This window comes from Phaeobacter sp. B1627, assembly GCF_006265095.1.
Lineage (GTDB): Bacteria > Pseudomonadota > Alphaproteobacteria > Rhodobacterales > Rhodobacteraceae > Epibacterium.
On the sequence record NZ_VCNK01000004.1, the window covers coordinates 123,440 to 148,363 of the forward strand.

At 62.9% G+C, this 24,924-nt stretch carries 29 protein-coding genes and 1 pseudogene; 19 read left to right on the forward strand and 11 right to left on the reverse strand.

Annotation, left to right across the window (positions count from 1 at the left end; genetic code table 11):
* The first annotated feature begins 79 nt into the window (after positions 1–79).
* The 4 genes from FGE21_RS02855 to FGE21_RS02870 are packed head-to-tail and all read left to right on the forward strand — an operon-like array spanning position 80 to position 2,855.
* Complete coding sequence (locus FGE21_RS02855; protein ID WP_139661487.1) at positions 80–541, forward strand: RidA family protein; 462 nt, start codon at positions 80–82, stop codon at positions 539–541.
* Between the two features lie 6 nt (positions 542–547).
* Positions 548–1,327: a glycerophosphodiester phosphodiesterase family protein gene (locus tag FGE21_RS02860; RefSeq protein ID WP_139661488.1), complete on the forward strand. Its 780-nt coding sequence runs from the start codon at positions 548–550 to the stop codon at positions 1,325–1,327.
* 50 nt (positions 1,328–1,377) lie between these two features.
* Complete coding sequence (locus FGE21_RS02865) at positions 1,378–2,565, forward strand: GNAT family N-acetyltransferase (RefSeq protein ID WP_139661490.1); 1,188 nt, start codon at positions 1,378–1,380, stop codon at positions 2,563–2,565.
* Positions 2,562–2,855 (forward strand): 4a-hydroxytetrahydrobiopterin dehydratase, encoded by a 294-nt coding sequence (locus FGE21_RS02870; RefSeq protein ID WP_139661492.1) that lies wholly within the window; start codon positions 2,562–2,564, stop codon positions 2,853–2,855. Before FGE21_RS02865 ends, FGE21_RS02870 begins: the two co-directional genes overlap by 4 nt.
* Positions 2,856–2,980: 125 nt before the next feature.
* Here the strand turns inward: FGE21_RS02870 and FGE21_RS02875 are convergent, their stop codons facing one another.
* Positions 2,981–3,850: a CHAD domain-containing protein gene (locus FGE21_RS02875; protein WP_139661494.1), complete on the reverse strand. Its 870-nt coding sequence runs from the start codon at positions 3,848–3,850 to the stop codon at positions 2,981–2,983.
* Between the two features lie 52 nt (positions 3,851–3,902).
* A complete protein-coding gene (locus FGE21_RS02880; protein WP_139661496.1) occupies positions 3,903–4,388 on the reverse strand; it encodes a peroxiredoxin in 486 nt (161 codons plus the stop codon).
* Positions 4,389–4,512: 124 nt separating this feature from the next.
* Between FGE21_RS02880 and FGE21_RS02885 the strand changes: the two genes are divergently transcribed.
* The 3 genes from FGE21_RS02885 to FGE21_RS02895 all read left to right on the forward strand — a co-directional run bounded on the left by FGE21_RS02885 (position 4,513) and on the right by FGE21_RS02895 (position 7,030).
* Positions 4,513–5,724 carry an NAD(P)/FAD-dependent oxidoreductase gene (locus tag FGE21_RS02885; protein WP_139661497.1) on the forward strand — a complete coding sequence of 404 codons (1,212 nt, stop codon included), beginning with the start codon at positions 4,513–4,515 and terminating at the stop codon, positions 5,722–5,724.
* Complete coding sequence (rsmD, locus tag FGE21_RS02890) at positions 5,721–6,302, forward strand: 16S rRNA (guanine(966)-N(2))-methyltransferase RsmD (protein ID WP_139661499.1); 582 nt, start codon at positions 5,721–5,723, stop codon at positions 6,300–6,302. Before FGE21_RS02885 ends, rsmD begins: the two co-directional genes overlap by 4 nt.
* Positions 6,303–6,364: 62 nt before the next feature.
* Positions 6,365–7,030 (forward strand): HAD family phosphatase, encoded by a 666-nt coding sequence (locus tag FGE21_RS02895; protein ID WP_139661501.1) that lies wholly within the window; start codon positions 6,365–6,367, stop codon positions 7,028–7,030.
* Positions 7,031–7,123: 93 nt separating this feature from the next.
* Here FGE21_RS02895 and map read toward each other — a convergent pair whose 3' ends face one another.
* Together map and sfsA are read right to left on the reverse strand one after the other, a co-directional pair.
* Positions 7,124–7,942 (reverse strand): type I methionyl aminopeptidase, encoded by an 819-nt coding sequence (gene map / locus FGE21_RS02900; RefSeq protein WP_139661502.1) that lies wholly within the window; start codon positions 7,940–7,942, stop codon positions 7,124–7,126.
* A gap of 89 nt (positions 7,943–8,031) precedes the next feature.
* Positions 8,032–8,733, reverse strand: coding sequence for a DNA/RNA nuclease SfsA (sfsA, locus tag FGE21_RS02905; protein ID WP_139662044.1), 702 nt, complete (start codon positions 8,731–8,733; stop codon positions 8,032–8,034).
* A 153-nt stretch (positions 8,734–8,886) separates the two neighbouring features.
* On the opposite strand from sfsA, the gene FGE21_RS02910 reads away from it, so the two are divergent.
* Genes FGE21_RS02910 through FGE21_RS02925 form a run of 4 tightly spaced genes read left to right on the forward strand, consistent with a single transcriptional unit; the run spans position 8,887 to position 12,010 of the window.
* Positions 8,887–9,609, forward strand: coding sequence for a molybdopterin-binding protein (locus FGE21_RS02910; protein ID WP_139661504.1), 723 nt, complete (start codon positions 8,887–8,889; stop codon positions 9,607–9,609).
* A gap of 17 nt (positions 9,610–9,626) precedes the next feature.
* Positions 9,627–10,349, forward strand: coding sequence for a GNAT family N-acetyltransferase (locus FGE21_RS02915; protein WP_139662046.1), 723 nt, complete (start codon positions 9,627–9,629; stop codon positions 10,347–10,349).
* A 33-nt stretch (positions 10,350–10,382) separates the two neighbouring features.
* The gene (locus FGE21_RS02920; RefSeq protein WP_139661506.1) at positions 10,383–10,955 is read left to right on the forward strand and encodes a peroxidase-related enzyme; all 573 of its coding nucleotides are present in this window, start codon (positions 10,383–10,385) and stop codon (positions 10,953–10,955) included.
* A complete protein-coding gene (locus tag FGE21_RS02925) occupies positions 10,952–12,010 on the forward strand; it encodes an OmpA family protein (RefSeq protein ID WP_139661508.1) in 1,059 nt (352 codons plus the stop codon). The genes FGE21_RS02920 and FGE21_RS02925 overlap by 4 nt, the downstream gene beginning before the upstream one ends.
* 111 nt (positions 12,011–12,121) lie before the next feature.
* Here the strand turns inward: FGE21_RS02925 and FGE21_RS02930 are convergent, their stop codons facing one another.
* On the reverse strand, positions 12,122–13,027 hold the full coding sequence (locus FGE21_RS02930; RefSeq protein ID WP_139661510.1) for a LysR family transcriptional regulator: 906 nt from the start codon (positions 13,025–13,027) through the stop codon (positions 12,122–12,124).
* A gap of 63 nt (positions 13,028–13,090) precedes the next feature.
* Positions 13,091–13,234 carry a hypothetical protein gene (locus tag FGE21_RS20000; RefSeq protein ID WP_176695350.1) on the reverse strand — a complete coding sequence of 48 codons (144 nt, stop codon included), beginning with the start codon at positions 13,232–13,234 and terminating at the stop codon, positions 13,091–13,093.
* A gap of 15 nt (positions 13,235–13,249) precedes the next feature.
* Between FGE21_RS20000 and FGE21_RS02935 the strand changes: the two genes are divergently transcribed.
* Both FGE21_RS02935 and FGE21_RS02940 read left to right on the forward strand, forming a co-directional pair.
* Positions 13,250–13,600, forward strand: a complete 351-nt coding sequence (locus tag FGE21_RS02935; protein ID WP_139661512.1) for an NIPSNAP family protein — start codon at positions 13,250–13,252, stop codon at positions 13,598–13,600.
* Entirely contained in the window at positions 13,597–13,944 is a 348-nt protein-coding gene (locus tag FGE21_RS02940; RefSeq protein ID WP_139661514.1) for an antibiotic biosynthesis monooxygenase, read from the forward strand. The genes FGE21_RS02935 and FGE21_RS02940 overlap by 4 nt, the downstream gene beginning before the upstream one ends.
* 285 nt (positions 13,945–14,229) lie before the next feature.
* Here the strand turns inward: FGE21_RS02940 and FGE21_RS02945 are convergent, their stop codons facing one another.
* Together FGE21_RS02945 and FGE21_RS02950 are read right to left on the reverse strand one after the other, a co-directional pair.
* Entirely contained in the window at positions 14,230–14,790 is a 561-nt protein-coding gene (locus FGE21_RS02945; protein WP_139661516.1) for a type 1 glutamine amidotransferase domain-containing protein, read from the reverse strand.
* A gap of 174 nt (positions 14,791–14,964) precedes the next feature.
* Positions 14,965–16,992: an NADPH-dependent 2,4-dienoyl-CoA reductase gene (locus tag FGE21_RS02950; protein WP_139661518.1), complete on the reverse strand. Its 2,028-nt coding sequence runs from the start codon at positions 16,990–16,992 to the stop codon at positions 14,965–14,967.
* A gap of 167 nt (positions 16,993–17,159) precedes the next feature.
* Between FGE21_RS02950 and FGE21_RS02955 the strand changes: the two genes are divergently transcribed.
* Positions 17,160–17,642, forward strand: coding sequence for an RNA pyrophosphohydrolase (locus FGE21_RS02955; protein WP_139662047.1), 483 nt, complete (start codon positions 17,160–17,162; stop codon positions 17,640–17,642).
* A 16-nt stretch (positions 17,643–17,658) separates the two neighbouring features.
* Complete coding sequence (locus FGE21_RS02960) at positions 17,659–18,168, forward strand: hypothetical protein (protein ID WP_255731308.1); 510 nt, start codon at positions 17,659–17,661, stop codon at positions 18,166–18,168.
* A gap of 91 nt (positions 18,169–18,259) precedes the next feature.
* Here the strand turns inward: FGE21_RS02960 and FGE21_RS02965 are convergent, their stop codons facing one another.
* Positions 18,260–19,258, reverse strand: coding sequence for an adenosine kinase (locus FGE21_RS02965; RefSeq protein ID WP_139661519.1), 999 nt, complete (start codon positions 19,256–19,258; stop codon positions 18,260–18,262).
* A complete protein-coding gene (gene nth, locus FGE21_RS02970; RefSeq protein WP_139661521.1) occupies positions 19,255–19,899 on the reverse strand; it encodes an endonuclease III in 645 nt (214 codons plus the stop codon). The genes FGE21_RS02965 and nth overlap by 4 nt, the downstream gene beginning before the upstream one ends.
* 297 nt (positions 19,900–20,196) lie before the next feature.
* Here nth and FGE21_RS02975 point away from each other — a divergent pair, with 297 nt between their 5' ends.
* From FGE21_RS02975 to FGE21_RS02985, 3 genes and pseudogenes are all read left to right on the forward strand, one after another.
* Positions 20,197–21,048, forward strand: a complete 852-nt coding sequence (locus FGE21_RS02975) for a bifunctional helix-turn-helix domain-containing protein/methylated-DNA--[protein]-cysteine S-methyltransferase (RefSeq protein WP_139661522.1) — start codon at positions 20,197–20,199, stop codon at positions 21,046–21,048.
* Between the two features lie 364 nt (positions 21,049–21,412).
* Positions 21,413–22,075, forward strand: a pseudogene (locus tag FGE21_RS02980) (helix-turn-helix transcriptional regulator); the annotation flags it as partial.
* 210 nt (positions 22,076–22,285) lie between these two features.
* Positions 22,286–22,951, forward strand: coding sequence for an OmpA family protein (locus tag FGE21_RS02985; protein ID WP_139661525.1), 666 nt, complete (start codon positions 22,286–22,288; stop codon positions 22,949–22,951).
* Between the two features lie 202 nt (positions 22,952–23,153).
* Here the strand turns inward: FGE21_RS02985 and FGE21_RS02990 are convergent, their stop codons facing one another.
* A complete protein-coding gene (locus tag FGE21_RS02990; protein WP_139661527.1) occupies positions 23,154–24,194 on the reverse strand; it encodes an FAD-binding oxidoreductase in 1,041 nt (346 codons plus the stop codon).
* 59 nt (positions 24,195–24,253) lie between these two features.
* Here FGE21_RS02990 and mnmD point away from each other — a divergent pair, with 59 nt between their 5' ends.
* Entirely contained in the window at positions 24,254–24,922 is a 669-nt protein-coding gene (gene mnmD / locus FGE21_RS02995; protein ID WP_139661528.1) for a tRNA (5-methylaminomethyl-2-thiouridine)(34)-methyltransferase MnmD, read from the forward strand.
* Positions 24,923–24,924 lie beyond the last annotated feature (2 nt).

The following is a 24,924-nucleotide window of genomic DNA, read 5'->3' on the forward strand; positions in this document are numbered from 1 at the left end:
AATTGCCTCTTTCCGTGCGCGGGCTTCCCCTGTAGCGTCCGCCACAAAGACGGATGAAAACTGACAAAGGAGCCCGACCATGAGTGTTGATGCGAAACTGAAATCCCTCGGCCTGACCCTGCCTGACGCCCCGGCTCCGGCGGCGAATTACGTTCCTTATGTGGTGAGCGGCGACATGGTCTATGTCTCTGGCCAGATCTCGGCGACCGAGGATGGGTTGATCACCGGAACATTGGGTGACGACCTCGATGTGGCCGCAGGACAGGCCGCCGCCAAGCGCTGCGCATTGTCGTTGCTGGCTCAGGTCAAGGCCGCCTGTGGGGGCGATCTGACCCGGTTGAAACGTGTGGTCAAGCTGGGCGCGTTCGTGAATTCCACTGCCGATTTCACCCAGCAGCCCCAGGTGGTGAACGGCGCGTCGGATCTGTTGGTCGAGGTCTTGGGAGACGCGGGACGGCATGCGCGCTCCGCCGTCAGCTCTCCCTCGCTGCCGCTTGGTGTTGCGGTTGAAATCGACGGCGTGTTCCAGATCGAGAGCTGATCCGATATGCCACGTCCATCTCTGCCACCGGAGTTCCTGTCGCGTCCGATCACGCATCGGGCGCTGCATGGACAACACGATGCCTGTCCTGAGAACAGTCGCGCCGCCATCCGGGCGGCGATCGATGCGGGCTATGGCATTGAAATCGATCTTCAGCTCTCGGCCGACGGGCGGGCGATGGTCTTTCACGATGATACCCTAGACCGGCTGACGCGGCAGACGGGGCCGACCCGCTCCCGCAGCGCTGCGGACCTCGGCTCCGTCGTGCTGAACAAGAGCGACGGCGAAGGTATCCCGACCTTCGCAGAGGTGCTGGACATCGTGGCCGGTCAGGTGCCGCTGCTGGTGGAGATCAAGGATCAGGACGGCGCCATGGGGCCCGGCGGCGTTGGCCCGCTGGAAGCGGCGGCCGTGGCCGACCTTCGCGGCTATGAGGGGCCGGTGGCGCTGATGTCCTTCAACCCGCACAGCATGGCCGAGGTCGCGCGTCTCGCCCCGGATCTGCCGCGGGGGCTGACCACCAGTTCCTTTGATCCCGCGGTCTGGACCTCGCTTTCCGCCGAGCGCTGCAATGAGCTGCGCGAGATCCCGGATTTCGACCGTGTGCGGGCCTGTTTCATCAGCCATCAGGCCAGCGATGTGCTGCGGGACCGGGTGCGGGAGCTGCGGGCCGCCGGGGTTCCGGTCCTGAGCTGGACGATCAGATCGCCTGACGAAGAGGCAACTGTGCGCCAGGGCGCAGACAACGTCACCTTCGAGGGCTACCTTTCGCCGCTTCCGGCTTGAGTCGGGCGCGGCGCGCGCCCAAATAGGGGGGGGGGGCGCAGAGAGGCAGAATGGATCAGGCACAGATAGAAATCCAGGTGCTCAGTGCACTTTCTCAGATTGATGAGGCAGCGTGGGATGCCTGCGCCTGTCCCGAAACGGGCGAGGGCGGCCGCCCCGAAGACCCCTTCACCACGCATCGGTTTCTGAGTGCGCTGGAAGAGAGTGGTTCGGTCGGGCCTGGCACCGGCTGGCAGCCGCAATACCTGACCTGCTACCTTGACGATCAGCTGGTTGCCTGCGCGCCGCTTTATGCAAAGGGCCACAGTCAGGGCGAATATATCTTCGATCACAACTGGGCTCATGCATACGAGCAGGCCGGCGGGCGCTATTATCCCAAACTGCAACTGGCGGTTCCCTTCACCCCGGCCGGCGGGCGGCGGTTCCTGACCCGTCCGGGCTATGAGGAGATCGGGACCTCGGCTCTGGTGCAAGGGGCGGTTCAGATCGCGGCAGACAATCTCCTGTCCTCCTTGCATGTGACGTTCTGCACGGCGAAGGAAGCGCAGATCGGCAGCGACCTCGGGCTTTTGCCGCGCAGAACCCAGCAGTTCCATTGGCTGAACGACGGCTATGGTCGCTTTGACGACTTTCTCGCGGCCCTGTCCTCGCGCAAGCGCAAGACCCTGCGTAAGGAGCGCCGCCAGGCACAGGCGTTTGGCGGGCAGATCGAGACCTACACCGGGGCTGACCTGAAGCCCGAGCATTGGGACGCGTTCTGGCAGTTCTATCAGGATACCGGCAGCCGCAAGTGGGGCACGCCCTATCTGACGCGGCAGTTCTTTGACATCGTGCATGAGACCATGGCCGATGACGTCGCTTTGGTTCTTGCGGAGCGGGACGGCGTTCCGGTGGCGGGGGCATTGAACTTCATCGGCGCTTCGGCGCTTTTTGGTCGCTACTGGGGCTGTATCGAACATCATCCCTGCCTGCATTTCGAGTTGTGCTACTATCAGGCCATCGATCTGGCCATTGAAATGGGCCTGGACCGGGTCGAGGCCGGGGCGCAGGGGGAGCACAAGCTGGCGCGCGGCTATCTGCCGACGGAAACCCACAGTCTGCATTGGATCGCGGATCCGGGGTTTCGGGCCGCAATTGAGCAGTATCTCAAGGCGGAGCGCGCCACTGTGGACGAGGAGATCGAGGTCCTGACCAGCTATGGACCATTCAGAAAAACACATGTGGAGGAACAGGAATGAGCGAAAAACTCTCGACCGAGACGCGCGGACCATTGCTGCAGCCGCTGTTTGCGACGGGATGGGAAATGGACGCGGAGCGGGATGCGATCCGCAAGACATACAGGTTTGCGGATTTTGTCGAGGCTATGGGGTTTATGACCAGAGCTGCGATCTGGGCGGAGAAATGGAACCACCACCCGGAATGGAGCAATGTCTACAGCCGCGTGACCGTGGTGCTGACCACCCATGATGTGGGGGGGCTGAGTGCGCTGGATGCCAAACTGGCGCGAAAAATGGACAGTCTGGCCTGAGAAAGTCTGGCCTGAGACAGTCTGGCCTGATCAGGCAGGGCACAGGGGGGGGCAGGGGTAGTGCAGCCGCTGTCGCTGTCAGAAGACAGGCGGGCAGAGGCGGGCGACAGGCAGTTCGTGACTGATCAATAGGGCGGCAAGGCGACCGTCGCGCGCCACAGTTTCTGCAGGCGTTTGTGATCAAGCCCGACGCCTGCCTCTTTTGCCTTGATCAGCTCCTGCGCGATGTGACGTTCGGCAGAGCCCTCTTCCATGTCCCGCATCAGATCCTCCAGCCGTTCCCGCACGGCACTCGCATCGCGCGCAGCCATCATCGATTCCAACAGTTTTTTCAACTGCTTGAGAAAGGCCTTGGTCTTTTTTGACGCAAACATCAGCTGCGTGAACTCCGCCGTTGCCCGCAGTTTGCGCAGGCTTTTGCGGAAGCTGTCGCGCGCCTGATTGTCCAACCGCTTGAGCGTCTCGCCATGTTTCAGAGCCTGGCTCAACCGGAGGTCCAATGTCTCGTGACACAGGGTTTCCAGCTTGTCGCGGCTTTGGGCTGCGGGGCGCCAGAACGCCTGCTCCGTCAGATCACGGCCGCGGTCAATCAACTCATTCACGCGCGCGCTGCCGAGCTGATCTCTCAGCGCCTCACGCTCGCTGTCGATCCGGGCCAAAACCTTTTCCTCCAGCGCCTGCAGCGCTGCGTTGTCCGGCAGCGCCACCCGGGCCGGGGTGAGCGTATCCTGCCACAACAGATAAAGATCACGCAGCCGGGTGACCTCGGCGCTCAGCCACCGGGCATCTTCGAGCAGCGCCTTGTTGTGATCTGCTGGCAGCAAGGGGCGAAACAGGGTGAGCGCGCTGCGCAATCGGCGAAGCGCAACGCGCATCTGCTGCGCACTGTCGAAAGCATTGTCCCGCGCCACAAAGGCACGGGCCGATTCGATTTCGTCCATCACCTCCGCCAGAATGGCGGCGGGGTGTTTCACAGGATTGAGCGCGTCAGTCATACGTCTTCGTTCAAAGGTTTAGCCGTTCCAGCGGATCCGTTGCGTTGCCTGATTACAGCGCATCCAGCAAACCTTCGCCAGCAGACACTTCACAAGTCCCCGGACTTTCTTCGAGGTGCAGGATTTTTACCTCACCATCCTCGACAATCATCGCATAACGCTTGGATCGGCCGATCAGGCCGGCAGGGGGCGCATCGAACCGCATGCCGATCGCATCGGTAAACGTGCACTCCGGGTCGGCCAGCATGGCGATTCCCGCCTCGGTTGCGCCGGTCGCATCGCCCCAGGCCCCCATGACGAACGGGTCATTGCCGGCGATGCAGAGAATCTCATCCACGCCTTTTGCGGCAAACTGATCCTTGGTGCGGATGAAACTCGGAACATGCGCGGAATGGCAGGTGGGCGTATAGGCACCGGGCACGGCAAAGATCGCCAGCTTGCGCCCCTTGGCGAGCTCCGCAATCTCGACCGGCTCGGGGCCGTTTTCTCCCATGCGGATCAGGGTGGCGGCGGGCAGCTTGTCTCCTACGGAAATCATCACGCAGTCCTTTTTGGTTTTCGAATGGCGTTGCGACAGGTTTGGGCAATTGCGTCGCAACGGGCCCTGCATGTAGGGTCCAGTCCAGAGGTTAGAAGAACTGTATCTGGAGACAAGAGGGCACATGACTCATATCGCGGTGATCGGCGCAGGTCAGGCAGGGGCATCCCTGGTGGCAAAGCTGCGAAACAGCGGATTTGAGGGCGACATCACCCTGATCGGCGCAGAGGACGCGCTGCCCTATCAGCGCCCGCCGCTCTCCAAGGCGTATCTGCTGGGGGAGATGCAGCTGGAGCGCCTGTTCCTGCGCCCGGAGAGTTTTTATGCCGAGCACAACATTACCTTGCGCCTGGGCACCAGGGTTGATGCCATCGATCCGCAGCGACAGGACATCATCATCGGGGACGAGGTGATCGCCTATGATCAGCTCGCGCTCACCACCGGATCCAAGCCGCGCCATCTTCCGGCCTCGGTCGGCGGCGACCTGAAGGGGGTTCACGTGGTCCGCGATCTGAGGGACGTTGACGAGATGGCCCCGGAGGTGCGCCAAGGGGCGCGCGCCCTGATCGTGGGGGGCGGCTATATCGGGCTCGAGGCCGCCGCCGTCTGCGCCAAACGTGGGGTTGCCGTCACCCTGGTGGAGATGTCCGACCGGATCCTGCAGCGGGTTGCCGCGCCCGAGACATCGGCCTACTTCCGGGCGCTGCACAGCGACAACGGCGTCGATATCCGCGAAGGGGTCGGCCTTGATCATCTGCAAGGCGACGCAGGCCGGGTGCAGCGCGCGGTGCTGAGCGATGGCAGCACGCTGGAGGTGGATTTTGTGGTGGTCGGTGTCGGAATTACCCCGGCCTGTGATTTGGCAGAGGCCGCGGGTCTCGCAATCGACAATGGCATTCGGACGGATGAGCTGGGCCGTACCTCCGATCCGCTGATCTGGGCGGCCGGCGATTGTGCGTCATTCCCCTACAAGGGCCAGCGCATCCGTCTGGAAAGCGTCCCCAACGCGATCGATCAGGCCGAAATCGTGGCGCAGAACATGTTGGGGGCTGCCAAAACCTATGTGGCTACTCCGTGGTTCTGGTCCGACCAATATGACGTGAAACTACAGATTGCGGGGCTGAATTCAGGCTATGACACTGTGGTCACCCGCCGGGGCGAGGGCGCGGCCACGTCCTTCTGGTACTATATCGGTGAGCAGTTGGTCGCGGTGGATGCGATGAATGACCCGCGCGCCTATATGGTGGCCAAGCGCCTGATCGAGGCCGGAAAAACGGCGGATAAAACTGTCGTTGCCAATCCGGAGGCGGATCTGAAACCGTTGCTCAAAGCGTGAGGATCATTGCCGGAGAGTTTCGGGGACGTGCGCTCGCTGCTGTCGGCAAGGGCGACGCGGGCGCGCATCTGCGCCCCACCACTGACCGGGTCCGCGAGAGCTTGTTCAACGTGCTGACCCATCAGATAGATTTTGAGGGGGTCCGAGTCCTCGATCTGTTTGCAGGCACCGGCGCGCTGGGGCTGGAGGCCCTGTCGCGCGGCGCGGCCGAGGTCTGTTTTGTCGATGATGGCCGCGTCGCCCAGCAGTTGATCGCCAAAAACATCGACCTCTGCCGGGCGCAGCAGCAATGTCAGCTCCTGCGGCGCTCGGCCCTGAAACTGGGTGCCGCAGCGGGAGCGCCTTTTGATTTGGTCTTTCTCGATCCGCCCTATGGCAAATCCCTGGGACAGGCGGCGCTGGACGTGATCCGCGCGGGGGGCTGGATTTCACCGGGCGCGCTTGTGGTCTGGGAGGAGAGCAGTCCGATGGAGCCCCCTTCGGGGTTCACTCTGCAGGACAGCCGCAAATATGGCGACACCCATATCACGCTGCTCTGGGCCGAAGATGATGCGCAGGCGCCGTTGCCCCAGGATTGACCTGCAGGCCTGCTGCGGCGACTGTCCGGCCTGTGGCATATTCCCCGAACCGGAGATCACAGATGAAGACCTACCCGATACCCGCCTTGGTCATCTTTGATTGCGACGGCGTTCTGGTTGACAGCGAACGGGTGTTCAATGCGGTCGTGGCCAAAAACCTCACCTCTCATGGACTGGCCCTGTCAGCGGCGGACAGCCTGCGGCTTTTTGCCGGGCTGGCGATGCCGGAGGTGGCGGCGAAGGCGCGTGATCTGGGCGCGACACTGCCACAGACCTGGATCGACGAGGTCTACGCCGAGGCCTATAGCAGCTTGCGCGAAGGGGTGCCACTGATCCCGGGCGTGGCGGATGTGATCGCCCGGCTCGATCAGGAGGGGCTGCCGTGCTGCGTCGTTTCGAACGGCAGCGAAGAGAAAATGCGGATCACGCTCGGCCCGCACGGCCTGTGGGACCGCTTTCATCCCGGGGCGATGTTTTCGGCGCACACCCTTCGGGTGGCCAAGCCCGACCCCGGACTTTTCCTGGCGGCCGCAGCGCATTTCGATGTGCAGGCGCGTGATTGCGTGGTGATCGAAGACAGCGCCACAGGGGCGCGTGGCGCGTCGCGGGCGGGCATGCAGTGTTTCGGCTATGCGGCGCATGATGATGGGGCGCTGCTGGCCGCCGAGGCCGCCGAAGTCTTTCACGACATGGCAGACCTGCCGAGGCGCCTCGGCCTAGCGCCCTGATCTGACGCGGTTTTCCTTGGCTAGACCGAACTGTCGGGGCTGCGGTCAGCCCTGCGCGGCTGCTCGAACGGAGAGCCGCCGCCGGTCTGGTTCTCAGGACTCTGTGTTGTATGTGGGATGAAAGAGACCGCCCGGCGACAGGGTGAAAATCTCCACGCCGTCGGCCGTCACACCGACCGAATGCTCGAACTGGGCGGACAGTGATTTGTCACGAGTCACGGCGGTCCAGTCGTCGGCCAGCACCTTGGTTTCGGGTCGGCCGAGGTTCAGCATCGGCTCGATGGTGAAGAACATGCCTTCTTCCAGCGTCGGGCCGGTGCCCGGTCGGCCATAGTGCAATACATTCGGGGGCGCGTGAAACACCTGACCCAGACCATGCCCGCAAAAGTCGCGCACCACGCTGACGCGCTGTGCCTCGGCATAGCTTTGAATGGCGTGGCCGATATCGCCAAAGGTGTTGCCGGGCTTCACCACCTCGATACCCTTCATCAGGGCATCATGGGTGATCTGGATCAGCCGCTCCGCCTTGCGCGGTAATTTCCCAGCGACATACATGCGACTGGTGTCGCCAAACCAGCCGTCGACAATGACGGTAACATCGATATTCAGGATATCGCCGTCTTTCAGCTTTTTCTCCCCGGGAATGCCATGGCAGACCACGTGGTTGATGGAGATGCAGCTGGCATGCTGGTAGCCTTTGTAGCCGATGGTCGCCGAGGTCGCACCCGCCTCCTCGACCATGGCGGTAATCAGCCTGTCGATCTCTCCGGTGGTCTGGCCGACAAAAACATGGGCGGCGATATCGTCCAGGATCTGCGCAGCCAAAGCACCGGCCGCGTGCATCCCGGCAAAATCGGCCTGCTCATAGATGCGGATACCATCCTTGGTGGTGCGGCCGTTCTTGGATCTCATCAGGGCATGCTCCGGCAAAAGTCGTGTCATTTTGGCGCTTATCTAAGCGCTCTTGGCCCAGAGGACCAGAGGCAGCAGCGTTTTGCCAGTCAATCGCAGGCAATTCTGCTGCTGATTTCAATATCGCATGGGGTGATTGATGTAGAATAAATCAACCGTTCGACGCCTGCGGCCTGTGCGGCCTCGAATTCCGCAGCATAGGCCGGGTCGATATCGGCGGCCAGCGCGAACCGGTCACAATCGGTCCGTTGCACCAGATAGAGCATCACCGCGCGGTGACCGGCCCCTGCCATCCCGGCCAGTTCCCGCAGGTGTTTGGTGCCGCGGGCGGTGACGCTGTCGGGAAATTCGGCCAGGCCGGTCTGGCGCGACAGTGTCACGCTCTTCACTTCGACGTAACAATCGGGCAGGTCCGGACCTGTCAGCAAAAAGTCGATGCGGCTGTTCTGGCCGTATTTCACCTCTGACCGCACGGAGGTATAGGCCGCGAGCTCGGGGATCTGGCGGGCCGTGAGGGCTGCTTTCAACGCGCGGTTCGGCACCGAGGTATCAACCCCGATGAAATGCCCGTTGCCCTGTTCGATCAACCGCCAGCCGAAGTTCAGCTTTTTCTTCGGATCGTCATTGGGCTCCAGCCAAACCCGCAAGCCCGGCTCTGCCATCCCCATCATGGACCCGGGATTGGCACAATGGGCCGTGACCTCCCGACCGTCCCCCAACCGACAATCGGCCAGAAAGCGTTTGTAGCGTTTGATCAGGGTGGCGGGGATCAGGGGAGTGGAAAAATTCATGACAGCGGTGATGCGCCAGATTGCCGGATCTGTCAAAGTCCCGCCGCTGAAATCCTGACCGGATTGTGCAGGATCCAGGCCCCCTGAGTGCTTGCACCGGCGGCCCGGACGTCTATCCTCCGGTCAAAATCGAATATCCACAGGAGTCGCGCCATGTCCAATCCAACCGCCGCCATGCTTGTGATCGGGGACGAGATCCTCTCGGGACGTACCCGCGACGCCAATATGTACTATCTCGCGGGCGAACTGGCCAAACACGGCGTCGACCTGCGGGAAGTGCGGGTGGTCAGCGATGATCCTGCGGCAATCATTGCCGCAGTGACGGCTCTGTCACAGGGGCATGATCATGTCTTTACCTCCGGCGGGATCGGGCCGACCCATGATGACATCACCGCCGATTGTATCGCGCAGGCCTTTGGCGTGGGCATTGATGTGCGCGATGATGCCCGTGCCATTCTCGCGGCGCATTATCAAAAAACCGGTACGGAGCTGAACGCGGCGCGGCTGCGCATGGCCCGCATTCCGGATGGCGCCACATTGATTGAGAATCCGGTGTCCTCCGCGCCTGGTTTCACGTTGCAGAACGTGCATGTGATGGCCGGGGTGCCTTCGGTCTTTCAGGCGATGGTCGCCAGCGTTCTGGCCACGGTGGTGGGCGGCGCGCCCCTGCTGAGCCAAACGTTGCGGGTGGATCGCGGCGAGGGCGAGATTGCGGCGACATTGGCGGCGCTGGCTGACAAACACCCGCATCTCTCCATTGGTTGCTACCCGTTTCAGGTCAATGGCGCCTTCGGTGCCAATGTGGTGGTGCGCGGCACCAACGGGGCCGAGGTGGACGCCGCCGTCACCGCATTGGCGCGGGACCTTGAACTGTGACCGCCCGGATTGAGGCGATGCCCGCCGTGACAGATCCCAAATACTATGAGGTGGTCGAGGCCACATGGCCCTGCCTGCGCAAGGACCGTCTGGGCCCGGTCACATTGCGCGTCGGTGGCGGCGGTGGCAGCCGGGTGTCCGCGGCCACCGCCGAGGGGGATCTCTCGGATGCGCAGGTATCAGAGGCAGAGACGGCGATGGCGGCGCTGAAACAGCCGCGTTTGTTCATGATACGCGATGGAGAGCGTGACCTTGATGCGCAGCTGGACCGGCTGGGATATGAGGTGATGGATCCCGTCGTGCTCTGGACCTGCCCGCCTGCGCTGCTGACCGATGTGGAGATCCCGCGCGTCACCACCTTTTGCATCTGGCCCCCGCTCGCCATCCAGCGCGAGATCTGGGAGACTGGCGGAATAGGCCCGGAGCGTCTCGCGATCATGGAGCGGTCGGATGTTGCGAAGACCAGCCTTCTGGGGCGTTGGGACGACAAGCCCGCAGGCACCGCCTATGTGGCGATCCACAATGGTGTTGCCATGCTGCACGCGCTGGAGATCCTGCCGCATCAGCGCCGCAAGGGCATGGGCGTCTGGATCATGCGGCAGGCGGCGCGCTGGGCCGCGGCAGAAGGCGCGCGCGAGCTCGTCGTGCTGTGCACGCGGGCCAATACAGGGGCAAATGCCCTCTACGCCCGGCTGGGCATGACCCCTGCGGGCGGCTACCACTATCGTATCAAACGCTGACAGATGTCAGCCCGCCTTGGGAGGGCGCAGAGCATGACGACACCACAGGAGCCGACGGCGCTCGATCTGCCGATGGTGGATCCGCTGCCGCCGGAAACGCAGACGTATTTCGATATCTGCCAGGACAAGTTGGGAATGGTGCCGAATGTGCTGCGGGCCTATGCGTTCAACATCGACAAGCTGAACGCCTTTACGGCGATGTACAATGATCTGATGCTGGGACAAAGCAACCTGTCAAAACTCGATCGCGAGATGATCGCGGTGGTGGTGTCGTCGATCAACAAATGTTTCTATTGCCTTGTGGCCCATGGTGCCGCAGTGCGCCAGCTGTCCGGCAACCCGCAGCTGGGCGAGATGCTGGTGATGAACTACCGCGTCGCCCCGCTGGAGGATCGCCAACGGGCAATGCTTGATTTCGCCGCCAAGATGACCCGCGCCAGCGCAGAGATCGACGATGCGGATCGGGCCGGTCTGCGCGCCGTCGGTTTTGAGGACCGTGACATCTGGGACATCGCCAATGTTGCCGGGTTCTTCAACATGACAAACCGGGTGGCCAGTGCGACGGCGATGGTGCCCAATCCCGAGTACCACGGACAATTCCGATGAGGCTTGCGCGCGGGGGGGCAACGCGCGGGGGGGCAAACGGAGCGCGCGCTGTCCTGGCGGCGCTGTGTCTTGGTCTGTCGGTGTCATCCATGACCCAGGCCGCTCCGGTCGATGTGCCATTGCCTGCCGGAGAGGAGCTGCTGCGCGACCAGGAAACGCCGCTTGCGACCCTGCTCCTGCCGACGGGACCGGTGGAGGGTGACCGAGTCCCGAGCGACGCGTTGGAAGGCCGGATCTATCGGCGCAGTTGGCGGGTGAACGGAACATGGAGCACATTGCAGGTTCTGGCTCCCATCCGCTCCGCATTGGAGGGGCAGGGGTTCGAGGAGACCTACGCCTGCACCGCGCGCGCCTGCGGCGGTTTTGCTTTTCGATTTGGCATCGAGGTGATTCCCGCCCCCGATATGGCGGTGCACCTGTCGGATTTCGAGTTCCTCTCGGCCCGAAACCCGGAATCCGGCGCTGCTGTTTCGGTGTTGGTGTCCAGAATCGGCGGGTCGGTCTATGTGCAGGTTCTGGAGCGGCACGATCCGGACGCCCCCCTGCGCCCCCCTGCGTCGCCGGATCAGCCCGATGCCGAACAACCCGGGGCAGAGACCGCGGCGGCCGGTGCGGGCGAGGCTGGCGATGTCAGCAGCTTTCTGGCGGATGCCATCAAGAAGGCCGGCGTTTTATCGACCGGTGCCGTGGCGGATCTTCTGCTTCTTCAGGGACACGCGCCGCTTCTGGATCTCGAATTCGCATCGGGGTCAACCGCCATGGGGGAGGGGCCGTTTGACACCCTTCGCCAACTGGCCGCCTTCCTGCAGGAGAATGCATCTGCCAGCGTGCTGCTGGTCGGCCACACCGACACGGTCGGCGGGCTGGATGCCAATATCGACCTGTCGCGGCGGCGCGCGGCCAGTGTCCGGGAACGACTGGTTTCTGGCTACGACATAGACGCCGACCGGATCGAAGTCGCGGGCGCGGGATATATGGCGCCCCTCGCGCCGAACACCACCGCGCCTGGCCGCGAAATAAACCGCCGGGTCGAGGTGGTCCTGGTGACGCCCTGACGCCCGCTGCCGGTACCCTTCGGGCGATCGCTGAAGACGCAAGTGCCCCCGCATGGCGACGAGGGGCAGGGGCTATGGGCTTCGGATATGCAAGATGGCGGAAGCCTGATGCTACCAGGTCTCCATGCCCTTTTCGGCAAAGGCGTGCACGAGAAAGTCGATGAATGCGCGCACTTTGGGCTGTGTGAAGCGCCCGGGCGGATAGACCGCGTAGACCCCGAGCGATTCCACCGGAAGAGACGGCATCACATCTTCCACCAGCCCCTCTGCCATGGCTTCGGCATAGAGATAGCTCGGCAGATAGGCGATCCCGAGCCCGGAAATTGCGGCATTCAGCAGCGATTGCCCGTCATTGACCGACAGCCAGCCGGTCGAACGCACCTGACGTTTCTCTCCGGAGGGGGCGGTCATCTTCCACACGTTGCCGCTGGATTGATTGGAGTAATGCAGCAGCTTGTGGGCATTCAGATCGTCAATCTTTGAGGGCCTGCCATATTGCTCCAGATAGGACGGGGCGGCGATCATCCGTTTGGTGGTCTCGGTCAGCTTGCGCGCCCGCAGCGAGCTGTCTTCCAGCTCTCCGATGCGCACCGCCATGTCAAACCCCTCGGAGATCAGCTCCACAAACCTGTTGTTCAGCACCATGTTGACCGTGATGTCAGGAAAGTCGCGCAGGAAATCGGACAATACCGGCGATAGGTGGTTGACGCCAAAATCGGTCGCAACCGAGATCCGCAACAGACCCGACGGCGCGGTCTGCATCGATGTGACAAGCGCATCGGCTTCGCCCGCGTCATTCAGCACCCGGCGCGCCCGGTCGTAATAGGCCAAGCCGATTTCCGTCGGCGATACCCGGCGTGTGGTCCGGTTCAGTAGCCGCGCCCCGAGCCGCGCCTCGAGGCTTGAGACATGTTTGGAGACAGCCGATTTGGACAGGCCCATTTTCTTGGCGGCATCAGTGAAACCACCCTGATCCACCACATTGGCAAAGGCTTCCATTTCGGCCAGTCGGTCCATTTCACGTTCCTTGTTGCACGGGGTCTTTTACGGGGTCTTGCTGGGAGAGTTCTGCGCCGGAAATCAGGCAACAACGGGGCGGGCTTGGGATAATTGCAGGGTTTTCGCCGGATCGTTCGGAATGTGGAAACGAAACGATTTGAATACTTCGGCGAGGAGCGAACCCTCGCGCGGCGATGCTGCGGTATCAGCAAAGGCGACAAACATCAAAGGACCTGCCATATGCTGACCTGCATCATTCGCTACCAGATCGACCCGACCAAACACGGCGCCTTTCGACAGTATGCGCAAAACTGGGGTCAGGCGATTCCGCGCTGCGGTGCGGATCTGATCGGATACTTCGCCCCGCATGAAGGCTCCGCCTCCCTGGCCTACGGGATCTATTCCACCCCGTCCCTTGCCGCCTATGAACGCTACCGCGCCCGGCTTGCCTGCGATCCGCTGGGACGTGAAAACTATGAATTTGCGCAACGGGAGAAGTTCATTTTGCGTGAGGACAGAACATGGCTCACACTGGCGTCGAGCCCGCATGCGACCGCAGCGCCGCACAGCCCGCAAGGAGATCTTTCGTGATTGCAGTGATATTCGAAGTCGAACCGGCAGAGGGGATGCAGCAGCAATACCTCGACCATGCAGCCAGCCTGAGGCCGTTGTTCGAGGGCATGGAGGGGTTCATCTCGGTCGAGCGGTTTCAGAGCCTGACCCAACCGGGCAAGCTGCTGTCGCTTTCGTTCTGGACGGATGAGGCAGCGGTGCAACGTTGGAGGCGGCTGGAGAAACACCGCGCCGCCCAGTCAAAGGGCCGCGATGGGTATTTCGCGGACTACCGCCTGAGGGTGGCCAGTGTCAGTCGGGACTACGGGATGTCCGAGCGGGATCAGGCCCCGTCAGACAGCCGAATGCTGCACGGTGGCTGAGGAGGTGTGAACCTCCGGCGGTGTTCAGCAGGTGATGAGGGACGAGAAGCAAGGTCGCGGCTGCAGGGCGCCTTCAATATAGAGTGCGGCCGTCAAGATCGCTGGCTATCTGCGGTGACGGTCACGGCAGGGCCTGGCGCCGCGTCAGCGGCGCCAGGCCCAACTCAGCCAAGGGGCTCCGGCCTTGGCCGGGGCACCTGCGGAGGCGGGAGGACCCCCTTTCTTCCTCACCCGGTCGGAAAAATCCGGGAGATCTAGGAAGAACCCTGGCCAACAAGCAGCAGATCAGGCCGCTTTGCGCTCGTGTGCGCCTTCTTCGATTTCTTCGATGATCTTGGCGACAAATGCGTCCAGGTCATCGGGCTGTCGGCTGGTGACAATCCCGGCATCCGCCACCACCGCAGCGTCGGTCCACTTGCCGCCTGCATTGATCATGTCGGTCTTTACCGAATGGTAGGAGGTTACCTCGCGGCCCTCGACGATACCCGCCTCAACAAGAACCCAAGGGGCGTGGCAGACAGCGGCGATCACCTTGCCCTGATTGTGGAATTCCTTGACCCGGGAAATCACATCACGCTCCACCCGCAGGAGGTCCGGATTGATCTGCCCACCCGGGATCACCAACGCATCATACTCAGCGGTATTCACGTCAGCGACTTTCAGGTCGGCTTCGACCTCGCCGCCCCAATTGTTGTTGTCCCAGCCGCGGATGGATTTGCCGTGCAACGTTGCAACATGCACTGTCGCGCCGGCTTCACGAAGCTGGTCACGGGGGACCTCCAGTTCGGACTGCTCAAAACCGTGGGTGGAAATAATGAGGATTTTCGCGTTACCAATAGTCGGCATATTTGTGCCCTTTCCTGTCGTTCGTGGCTCGATTGGCCCAGTGTGAAATTGGCCCTGTGTAAGGGCCGGTTCGATACAGGAACGTACAGCTGCCCGGATTGTTCCGAACAGGATCGGGGCTGGCAGCGGCTGTCCGGGCGCCGAGCCTGCCACCCGGACCCCTCACCCGTCGGATCAGAAGGACGCGGCCAGCCGGGTGCCCTGGTTGATGGCCCGTTTGGCATCCAGTTCGGCGGCCACATCCGCCCCACCGATCACATGCGCAGGCCTGCCCGCTGCGGCCAGAGCGTCTGCCAGGCTGCGCTCGCTCACCTGTCCGGCGCATAAAACGATAGTGTCAGCCGCAATGACTGTCGGGTTTTCCCGCGCCGCGCCAAAGCTCACATGCAGGCCCGCGTCATCGATGCGTTCGTAGTTGACGCCACCGACAAAACTGACCTCCTTCATCTTGAGTGTGGCGCGGTGGATCCATCCGGTCGTCTTCCCCAGCCGCTTGCCGTGACGTTCAGCCTTGCGCTGCAGAAGGGTGACCCGGCGGGCAGGGGCCTCGGGGTGCGGGCCATCGGGGGCCAGGCCGGCGCGATGCTTGCCCGGATCGCAGACCCCCCACTCCCGCATCCACAGCGGCAGGTTTTCAGAGGGGCTTTCTCCGGTGTGCAGCAGGTATTCCGACACGTCGAAACCAATGCCGCCTGCACCGATGACGGCGACGGTGTGGCCGACAGGAACCTTGCCCCGCAACACATCGATATAGGAGACGACCGACGGGTGGTTCTGTCCTTCGATCTCCGGATCGCGCGGCAGGACCCCGGTGGCAACGACGATCTCGTCAAAGCCGGACAGATCCTCGACCCCCACGCGGCGCCCGAGGTTCAGGGTAATGCCTGCCTTATCCACCATGGTGCGATACCAATCGACCAGACCGTGGAACTCTTCCTTGCCGGGCACCTGCTTTGCCATATTGAGCTGGCCGCCGATCTCCCGGGCGGCGTCAAAGAGCGTGACCCTGTGGCCGCGGTGTGCGGCCGCCAGCGCGGTCGAGAGCCCGGCAGGACCGGCGCCGACCACAGCCACCGTTTTGACCACCTCGACCGGGGTCAGCACCAGCTCGGTTTCATGGCAGGCGCGCGGGTTCACCAGACAGGAGGTCAGCTTGCCGCCAAAGGTGTGATCGAGACAGGCCTGGTTGCAGGCGATGCAGGGCGCAATTTCCGCACCGCGACCTGCCTCGGCCTTGGCAACGAAATCCGCGTCCGCCAGCATGGGACGCGCCATCGAGACCATATCGGCGCAGCCGGTTGCCAGGACATCCTCGGCGACCTCGGGCGTATTGATGCGATTGGAGGCGATGAGCGGGATGGACACCTGCCCCATCAGCTTTTGCGTCACCCAGGCGAAGGCCGCGCGCGGAACCGAGGTCGCGATGGTGGGAATGCGCGCCTCGTGCCAGCCGATACCGGTATTGAGGATCGTCGCACCAGCCGCCTCGACCGCCTTGGCGAGCTGCACGACCTCGTCAAATGTGGATCCGTTCGGGACCAGGTCGATCATCGACAGGCGATAGATCAGGATGAAATCGGGACCGACCTCCGCCCGCACCCTGCGGACAACCTCGATGGGCAGGCGCATGCGGTTTTCATAGGATCCGCCCCAACGGTCGGTACGCTTGTTGGTGTGGGTGACCAGAAACTGGTTGAGGAAATACCCCTCGGAGCCCATGATTTCGACCCCGTCATAGCCTGCGCTCCGGGCCAGACGGGCCGCGTTGACAATATCCGAGATCTGCTTTTCGATCCCTGCCTCGTCCAGTTCGGTCGGCGCAAAGGGCGAGATCGGCGATTTCACCGGCGAGGGGGCGACGCATTTCGGACCATAGGCATATCGGCCCGCATGCAGGATCTGCATCGCGATCTTGCCCCCTGCCGCATGGACGGCGCGGGTGACAACGGAATGGTTCTCCACGTCCTGTTCGCTGGTCATCATTGCGGCGCCCGGCAGCACGGAGCCTTCGAGGTTCGGTCCGATGCCGCCGGTGACCATCAACGCAACCCCGCCGCGCGCGCGGGCGGCATAGAATTCCGCCACCCGATGCCAATCGCGGGTTTCCTCCAAACCGGTATGCATGGACCCCATCAGAACCCGGTTCTTCAATGTGGTGAAACCCAGATCAAGCGGGGCCAATAGATGTGGGTACGCGGTCATGAGACTCTCCCTGCATGTCTTTTGGGGCGGAGGATTGCGCGTCATCCACCGTTTGTCACCTGTCAACGCGGCGTCACCCTCTTGCGTGCCCCGGCGGCACAGGCTCTAAGGGAGGCAACGAACAGAGAGTGCGGAGCGCTACAATGAGCAAGGACAATGCAGGATCCCTGAGCGCAGAGCAGATCGCCCGGCTGCCGTATCGTCCCAATGTCGGTGTGATGTTGCTGAATGCGGCCGGTGATGTCTGGGTCGGCCAGCGCAAGGACCGTCACAAGGATGCCTGGCAGATGCCGCAGGGAGGGATCGACCGGGACGAGGATCCCCGGCTTGCCGCCCTGCGCGAACTGGAAGAAGAAACCGGCGTCAGCGCCGATATGGTTGCGATTATCGCCGAGAGCGACGGTTGGCTGCCCTACGATCTGCCCCAGGATGTTGTTCCGCATTTCTGGGGAGGCAAATACCGCGGCCAGGAGCAGAAATGGTATTTGCTTCGGTTTCTCGGCACCGATGCGCAGATCAACATCGAAACCGAGGACCCGGAGTTTTCTGCCTGGTGCTGGCAACCGGTGGAGCAACTGGTGGAAAAAGTCGTTCCCTTCAAACGAGAGGTCTATGCCCGTGTGGTGGAGGAATTCAAAGCCTATCTCTAGGCTGCTGCTGGCCGCGGTGACGGGCGTTGCCTGCGCGGCGCAGGCGCAGGCGCTGAGTTGCCTGCCGATGGGGCCCGGAGATGTCTACGGGATCATTGCAAACAGCGAAGACCCCTTTGTGATCATCGAGGGTCAGGTGACTTTCGATGAGGGGCTTTTACCTCACTATTCGGAGGCGGCTCCGGAGGCGACAGAGGTCCCCACAGAGATACCGGCACAGGTCACCGGGCTTTTGCTCGGGGAGCGGATGTTCGATCACCCCGTCGAAGGAGAGATCACGCTGGTCGCCCATTGCCTGGGGCCCTGGTGCGGGACGCTGCAATCCGGCAATCGGTATCTGTTCTTTGCCCGCAATCAGGAAGGCCGGGTCCGCGCCATTCTGGAGCCCTGTGGCGGATTTTTCTTTGACGCCGAGGACGGCTCTGCGGGCGATATTGTTCTGCAATGTCACCGGGGGCGGTCGTGTCCTTCCGAGCTTCCGGATGATATGGACGGCGCAATCGCCCCGCGCCCTGCGAGTGAATGACATCTGATATTCGGATCCGCGCTCCGGTCCGGGGGGCGTGCCGGGCGGGAAGAGAGCTTCCGCCCTGATCCGGAAGCTCCCGATTTCGGGCTCAACCGTCCAACAGGCCCGCGCTGCGCAGCACTGCGCGCATATCCGTCTGCGGGCGCGGCCCGATATGGCTGATGACTTCTGCGGCGCAGGCATTGCCCATACGCGCGCAGGTTTCGAGATCCCGTGATGTGGCAAGACCATAGAGGAACCCCGCCGCGAATTGATCGCCCGCTCCTGTGGCATCCACCGGGACCACCTTTGTCACCGGAACGTCGATCCGGCCTGCCTCGCTGACCACGGTGACGCCATCGCCCGAGCGGGTGCAGACCACCAGAGGACAAATGGCCGCCGTTTTCGCCAGCGCCTCTTCCAGATCATCGGTTTCAAACAGCGAGCGGATTTCGTCTTCGTTGCCCAGCACGAAATCCAGATCATGTTCGATCAGACGCAGAAAGTCGTCCCGGTGCCGCTCGACGCAGAACGGATCGGAAATCGCGATACCGGCCTTGCCGCCCCCTCTGGTACAATCACGCGCAGCCTCCATAAAGGCGGTCTTGCCCTTGTCCTTGTCAAACAGGTAGCCCTCAAGGAACATGATTTGCGACCGCTCGGCAACCGTGGCCGGCACGTCCTCCGAGCTGAGTTCGGAGGAAATTCCCAGATAGGTGTTCATCGAACGCTCACCATCGGGCGAGACGAAGATCATCGTGCGGGAAGTCGGCAACTCACCCTCTGCCACCGGGGCATTGACGAAATCGACGCCTTCGTCCTGCATAGTCTTGGCGTAAAACCGGCCAATCGCATCGTCATGCACACGCCCGATAAACGCGGACCTGAGCCCCAGAGCGCCGGCACCTGCGATCGTATTCGCGACCGACCCGCCGGGCGTTTGCACGCGTTCTTTCATGGCGGCAAAAAGCACCTCACTGCGCTCGCGTTCCACCAGCTGCATGATACCTTTTTCGATCCCCATATGGTCGAGGAAACTGTCGTCGCACTGTGCGATCACATCGACAACGGCATTGCCGATGCCCACGAGTTGATACGTCTTGGTCATATGGTTTTGTCCTCAAACTGACAAAGGTCTCGGATGATGCAAGTGGGGCAAAGAGGTTTGCGCGCCTTGCAGTGATAGCGGCCGTGCAGGATCAGCCAATGGTGGGCGTGGAGTTGAAAGTCGACGGGGATATTGTCTTCGATGGCCCGCTCTACGGCGTCCACATCCTTGCCCGGAGCAATGCCGGATCGGTTGCCCACGCGAAAGATATGGGTGTCTACTGCCTGTGCCGGATGGCGCCACCACATGTTCAGGACGACGTTGGCAGTTTTGCGGCCGACACCCGGCAGGCTCTCGAGAGCGGCCCGTGAACAGGGAACTTCGCCGCCATACTGATCGACCAGAATGCGCGAGAGCTTGATGACGTTCTTGGCCTTGTTGCGATAAAGGCCGATGGTCTTGATATGTTCGATGACCTTTTCTTCACCGAGGTCGAGCATCTTTTGCGGTGTATCGGCAATCGTGAACAGGGTTTTGGTTGCCCGGTTCACGCCCGCGTCTGTTGCCTGCGCCGACAGGGCGACGGCGACAAGTAACGTGTAGACATTGACGTGATCGAGCTCACCCTTGGGTTCTGCCTCGGCGTCCTGAAACCGCGTAAAGATCTCGCGGAGGGTATGATAATCGAGTTGCTTGGCCATCGAGGGCTGTATTGCCTGCTGGACATGGATGGTGCAAATCAAAAACGCGCAACATTTGTCGGGCCTCTGCCTGTGCGCTGCATATGCCGCGCTTGCGCAACCTCCCAGTTCCCGTTCATCCGGTCCCTGCTGGTCCGAAGCCCCGTCGCCTGATGGGCCGGGCCAGTCCTGTCGCCAGAGCCCCGTTCTGTTTTGAAATCGCAGGATTCGGGTCGCGTGGTCGGATTGCCACCGCTATTGTCTCATCAGGCGAGAAGAGAGGCTTCCGCCGGACCGGAACACAGGGGGGGCGTGACCATGCCGCGAGATGAACAGGCCTACCACTACGGGGTGATCCGCCGGGCGATCGAAGTCATCGACGAGGGCGGCGCGGATCTCACGCTCGATGCCTTGTCGGCCCGGATGGAGATGAGCCCTGCGCATTTTCAGCGCGTGTTCTCTTCCTGGGTCGGCGTGTCGCCGAAACGCTATCAGCAATATCTGCGGCTCGGTCATGCCAAATCCCTGCTGCGGGCGGATGTGCCGCTGCTTGATACGGCGCATGCGGTGGGCCTGTCGGGGTCCGGCCGGCTGCATGATCTGTTCGTGCGGTGGGAGGCGATGAGCCCGGGCGAATATGCGCGCAGGGGGGCCGGGTTGACGGTGCGTTGGGGATGGTTCGACAGCCCCTTTGGTGCGGCCCTGGTCATGGGGACGGACAAGGGGCTGTGCGGACTGGCGTTTGCCGCCGAAGTCGGCACCGGGGCTGCGCTCGCCGATATGTGCGCCCGTTGGCCCAAGGCGACTTTTGTCGAGGATCGTGCCGCGCTGCGATCCCAGGCTGAGGCTGCTTTCCTGCGCAGGGGAGAGACCGCGCTGCATCTGATTGGCGCGCCGCTGCAGATAAAGGTCTGGGAGGCGCTGCTCAGCATTCCCGAAGGGACGGCCGCCACCTACGGCGAAATTGCCGCCGCCGCCGAGGTGCCCACTGCGGTGCGCGCGGTCGGCACCGCAGTGGGAAAGAACCCCCTCAGCTGGCTCATTCCCTGCCATCGGGTGTTGCGCAAGGGCGGGGCGATCGGTGGCTACCACTGGGGGCTTCCGGTCAAACGCGCCATGCTCGCGTTCGAGGCCGCCCGCGCGGAGGCCGCATGCGAAGCGGGCGCGTGATCAGACGGGGTAGCAGGCGCGGCAGCAGCCTGCGGAGGGTTGCAATGAATGCGCGGCGGCGGGTCCGGCGTCTGGACGCCAGCTGGTCCTCCAGCTCCAACCGGGCCTCTTCCTGTTCAATCTCGTAGGAGCTGCGGGCGCGGCGGCTCTGGGTATCCCATCGATCATGGCCGAGCGTGATAAGGGTGATCCAATCGTAGGACAGCATCGGGCGTCTCCTTCTGGCTGCTATCGTCGCCCCCAAGGAACCAGATCACTGCTGACAGCCTGTTGTCAGTGGGCTGTGCTAGAATGGCAGCAGGTTGTCATTTCCTGGCCCGCGTCTTTGATCATATGCTGGCCGCATACTTCTCCGGAGGCGCCCATGTCCCGCAGCGACCGGCTGTTTGAATTGATCCAGATCCTGCGCGCAGCCAATGCGCCGCTGCGTGCCGAGGATCTTGCCGCGCAGCTGGAGGTCTCCAGGCGCACGGTCTACCGCGATATCGTGGCCTTGCAGGCGATGCGCACCCCGGTCGAGGGCGAGGCCGGGGTTGGGTATATATTGCGCAAGGGCTATGATCTGCCGCCGCTGAACTTCGACGAGGAAGAGATCGAGGCCTTGCATGTGGGGCTCGCCATGCTGATCCGCACCGGTGATGGCGCGTTGCAGCAGGCGGCAGCCCGGGTGGGGCGCAAGATCTGTGATGTCCACAAGAGCGCCGAATGGCTGCAGGTCGCGCCCTATGGGGCACCGCAGGACAATCCCGACTGTGGCTGCGTGTCCGTTGCGCTGTTGCGGCAGGCGGTGCGCAGTGCCCAGAAACTGCGCCTGTCCTACGTCAATGAGGGCGGCGAGCAGAGCGACCGCGTGCTGCGGCCACTGGCGCTGATATATCATGTGGATTGTACGCTGCTGGCCGCCTGGTGCGAGCTGCGCGCCGGGTTTCGCCATTTCAGAACCGACAGAATGATGGCGGCGGATCTGCTTGACGACCAGTTTACGGCAGAGGCGTCTCTGCTGCGCAAACTTTGGCAGGAACAAGAAGCCGAGTTATTCGTTCACCAAACATGGGCCACCCCGCAAAGCAGCGGCAGAGCGTGCGCGGCAATCCGCCGAACCGCATCTCTTGTCGCTTGTTGCAGCCGCGATGTGGCACAATATCTATACGTAACGTCTCCGCGTTTGTTCGAGGTGGGTCACCCCTGATACCGAAAGATGCCGAGAGACAGGATTGAGAGAGAAAAGGTAGACTGAATGTCTTTTGCGAAACTCCCCGTTGTTGGTGTTCTGACCGCAGCCGTCGCGCTGAGCGCCTGTAATGATCCGGCGTCTTATGGCGCGCCCGGTGGTACGAACCGCTCGCAGAACGGGGCCATCATCGGTGGCCTGATCGGTGCGGGTATTGGTGCTGCGACCTCGGATGACGACAAGGTCGACACCGTCATCGGCTCCGCAGCGCTGGGCGCCCTGGCCGGTGGTCTGATCGGCCGCGAGCTGGACAAACAGGAAGCCGAATTGCGGCAGAGCCTCGACAACGGTTCAATTTCCATCGTGAACACCGGTGACCGTCTGATCGTGTCGCTCCCGAATGATCTCACCTTTGCCACGGACAGCGCGTCGATCTCATCGGTGGTTCGCAGTGATCTGCGCAAGGTGGCGGGCAGCCTGCAGCGCTATCCGGGCAGTGTCGTACAGGTGATCGGCCATACCGACAGCGACGGTGCCGCATCCTACAACTATTCGCTGTCCGAACGCCGCGCCAACGCGGTCGCGGACGAGATGGCGGCGGGTGGGGTATCCTACGGGCGCATGCGCATCATTGGCCGCGGCGAAGACGCCCCTGTGGCCAGCAACCTGACCGTCGAGGGCAAGGCGCGCAACCGGCGTGTCGAGATCGTCATTATCCCGCAGGCCAGCTAACGGGCTTGGGCCGGCAAGGCCCGTATTGTCCGCCCATATTTTCTGCCGTATTATTCTGAAGGGTCGCGCTACCTGCGCGGCCTTTTGCATGGTGCCTGCCGGCTCTCCGGCTGCGCCCCGGCATTTCCCACTTGCATGGGGGTCGCACTGGCATCGGTATCACCCTGCCATGGGGGCGAGAACGCCGCAGGCGGTGACCGCGTCAGAGATTGTCGGACACTCGGAAACCGGCCGGAATTGCGTCGCGCCCCTCCAGCAGCAAATCAGCCATGACATCGGCGATCCTGGGGGCCATGCCAAAGCCGATCTTGAAGCCGCCATTGGCAATGAAATGACCACGCCGTCCCGGCCATTCGCCCAGCATCGGGGCACGGGTCCGGGCGCGCGGGCGAACCCCGGCCCAGCGGCTCAGGATCGCGGCGCCCTCGAGCTGCGGCACCGCGCGGCGGGCGCGGGCGATAACCTCCTCCAGCTGTGAGTCGGTGTCGGCCGGATGGGTGAAGTCCCGCTCGCTGGTGGAGCCGATGGCAAGCGTTCCGTCCGCATGCGGAATAATATGCAGCCCGTCGGCATAGAGCTGCGGCACCTGGCCTGCGTCGAACTGCAACAAGGCGGCCTGGCCCTTGACGCCATTTCCGACACTCCGGGTGGCCTCCGCATTCATCTCCAGAAGCCCCTGATAGCCGGTCGCATGCATCACCAGCCCGAGATCGGGCGCGTCAGGAACCACCTCGACGCCGCCCGCCCTCAGGGCCGCGACCAGTGCCGCGCAGGCCTGGCGAGGGTGGATGCGGGCCGACAGCGTATCGTGGATGACCATCCCGGTGGCGCTGGGCGGGTGCCATTCCCCGAACTCCGCCGCCGGGCGGACCTCCCAGATGGCGCGGCCCTGCCAGAGGTCTGCCGCGCTGTCGCAACGCTGCACTGCCAATTGCAGGCCACGGTCATCCGCAATCGGCTGCAGTCGCCCCAACCGGCCATAGCCGGGCGAAACCCCGCCCGTGGCCTCGACCTCGGCCCAAAAGCGCTCTGCCATCAGCAGGCTGTCCAGCTGAAAGGCCTTTTTCGGGTTCCAGTTCTCCGGCACATGCGGGGCCAATGCGCCGACGATGCCGCCGCTTGATCCCGCGCCGGGGCCGTGAGGGTCCACGATCTGGACAGGGGCACCGCGCCGGTGACAGGCCCAGGCGATCGAGAGGCCAAAGATACCCGCGCCGCGCACCGTGATTTCGGGAGTTGCCATTTCCATGCCCTTTCGTCAGGTTCGCCCTGTCTCCGGACGTCTCTCTAGAGGAAATTACCATGGCAGACCAGCAGGCCCGGCTGAGTTGGCGGGACGGCATGTTGCCGGTCTCCGACCAGTTCGACGATCCCTATTTCTCGCTTCAGAACGGTCTTCTGGAGACCGAACATGTGTTCCTTGCCGGGAACGATCTGCCAGCGCGCTATGCGGCTGGGTTTCACATCGCAGAGCTGGGTTTTGGAACCGGCCTCAACATGCTTGCGGCCTGGCGGGCCTGGGAGCAGAGCGGCCAGAAGGGCGCGTTGCATTTCACCAGCTTTGAGGCCTATCCGATGGCCGTGGACGATATGGCTCGCGCCTTGCAGGCCTTTCCGCAGATCATGCCCTGGGCAGAGCGGTTCCTGAGCCAGTGGACGGGCGGCGGTCTGTGTGACCTCGGCACGCTGCGCGCCGAGGTGGTCGTCGCCGACGCCCGGGTGTCGGTGCCGGAGTGGACAGGGCAGGCCGATGCCTGGTTTCTGGACGGGTTCTCGCCCGCCAAGAACCCGGAGCTGTGGCAGCAGGATCTGTTGCAGGCGGTGGCGGATCACACGCGTAGCGGTGGCACGGCTGCGACCTATACGGCGGCCGGATTTGTCCGCCGGGGGCTGCAGGAGGCCGGGTTTGACGTGGACAGAGCGCCGGGCTTTGGCCGGAAAAGACATATGACGCGGGCAGTGAAAGGCTGAGG

What these genes read in the sequence shown, in the direction of transcription:
- FGE21_RS02985 (WP_139661525.1), top strand. Translation starts at nt 22,286, where the DNA reads ATGTCTTTTGCGAAACTCCCCGTTGTTGGTGTTCTGACCGCAGCCGTC.
- FGE21_RS02885 (WP_139661497.1), top strand. Translation starts at nt 4,513, where the DNA reads ATGACTCATATCGCGGTGATCGGCGCAGGTCAGGCAGGGGCATCCCTG.
- FGE21_RS02990 (WP_139661527.1), bottom strand. Translation starts at nt 24,194, where the DNA reads ATGGCAACTCCCGAAATCACGGTGCGCGGCGCGGGTATCTTTGGCCTC.
- FGE21_RS02860 (WP_139661488.1), top strand. Translation starts at nt 548, where the DNA reads ATGCCACGTCCATCTCTGCCACCGGAGTTCCTGTCGCGTCCGATCACG.
- FGE21_RS02945 (WP_139661516.1), bottom strand. Translation starts at nt 14,790, where the DNA reads ATGCCGACTATTGGTAACGCGAAAATCCTCATTATTTCCACCCACGGT.
- FGE21_RS02935 (WP_139661512.1), top strand. Translation starts at nt 13,250, where the DNA reads ATGCTGACCTGCATCATTCGCTACCAGATCGACCCGACCAAACACGGC.
- nth (WP_139661521.1), bottom strand. Translation starts at nt 19,899, where the DNA reads ATGGCCAAGCAACTCGATTATCATACCCTCCGCGAGATCTTTACGCGG.
- FGE21_RS02915 (WP_139662046.1), top strand. Translation starts at nt 9,627, where the DNA reads ATGCCCGCCGTGACAGATCCCAAATACTATGAGGTGGTCGAGGCCACA.
- map (WP_139661502.1), bottom strand. Translation starts at nt 7,942, where the DNA reads ATGAGATCCAAGAACGGCCGCACCACCAAGGATGGTATCCGCATCTAT.
- FGE21_RS02950 (WP_139661518.1), bottom strand. Translation starts at nt 16,992, where the DNA reads ATGACCGCGTACCCACATCTATTGGCCCCGCTTGATCTGGGTTTCACC.
- FGE21_RS02880 (WP_139661496.1), bottom strand. Translation starts at nt 4,388, where the DNA reads ATGATTTCCGTAGGAGACAAGCTGCCCGCCGCCACCCTGATCCGCATG.
- sfsA (WP_139662044.1), bottom strand. Translation starts at nt 8,733, where the DNA reads ATGAATTTTTCCACTCCCCTGATCCCCGCCACCCTGATCAAACGCTAC.
- FGE21_RS02975 (WP_139661522.1), top strand. Translation starts at nt 20,197, where the DNA reads ATGCCGCGAGATGAACAGGCCTACCACTACGGGGTGATCCGCCGGGCG.
- FGE21_RS02965 (WP_139661519.1), bottom strand. Translation starts at nt 19,258, where the DNA reads ATGACCAAGACGTATCAACTCGTGGGCATCGGCAATGCCGTTGTCGAT.
- FGE21_RS02925 (WP_139661508.1), top strand. Translation starts at nt 10,952, where the DNA reads ATGAGGCTTGCGCGCGGGGGGGCAACGCGCGGGGGGGCAAACGGAGCG.
- FGE21_RS02875 (WP_139661494.1), bottom strand. Translation starts at nt 3,850, where the DNA reads ATGACTGACGCGCTCAATCCTGTGAAACACCCCGCCGCCATTCTGGCG.
- FGE21_RS02920 (WP_139661506.1), top strand. Translation starts at nt 10,383, where the DNA reads ATGACGACACCACAGGAGCCGACGGCGCTCGATCTGCCGATGGTGGAT.
- FGE21_RS02895 (WP_139661501.1), top strand. Translation starts at nt 6,365, where the DNA reads ATGAAGACCTACCCGATACCCGCCTTGGTCATCTTTGATTGCGACGGC.
- FGE21_RS02865 (WP_139661490.1), top strand. Translation starts at nt 1,378, where the DNA reads ATGGATCAGGCACAGATAGAAATCCAGGTGCTCAGTGCACTTTCTCAG.
- mnmD (WP_139661528.1), top strand. Translation starts at nt 24,254, where the DNA reads ATGGCAGACCAGCAGGCCCGGCTGAGTTGGCGGGACGGCATGTTGCCG.
- FGE21_RS02910 (WP_139661504.1), top strand. Translation starts at nt 8,887, where the DNA reads ATGTCCAATCCAACCGCCGCCATGCTTGTGATCGGGGACGAGATCCTC.
- FGE21_RS02870 (WP_139661492.1), top strand. Translation starts at nt 2,562, where the DNA reads ATGAGCGAAAAACTCTCGACCGAGACGCGCGGACCATTGCTGCAGCCG.
- FGE21_RS20000 (WP_176695350.1), bottom strand. Translation starts at nt 13,234, where the DNA reads ATGTTTGTCGCCTTTGCTGATACCGCAGCATCGCCGCGCGAGGGTTCG.
- FGE21_RS02930 (WP_139661510.1), bottom strand. Translation starts at nt 13,027, where the DNA reads ATGGACCGACTGGCCGAAATGGAAGCCTTTGCCAATGTGGTGGATCAG.
- FGE21_RS02855 (WP_139661487.1), top strand. Translation starts at nt 80, where the DNA reads ATGAGTGTTGATGCGAAACTGAAATCCCTCGGCCTGACCCTGCCTGAC.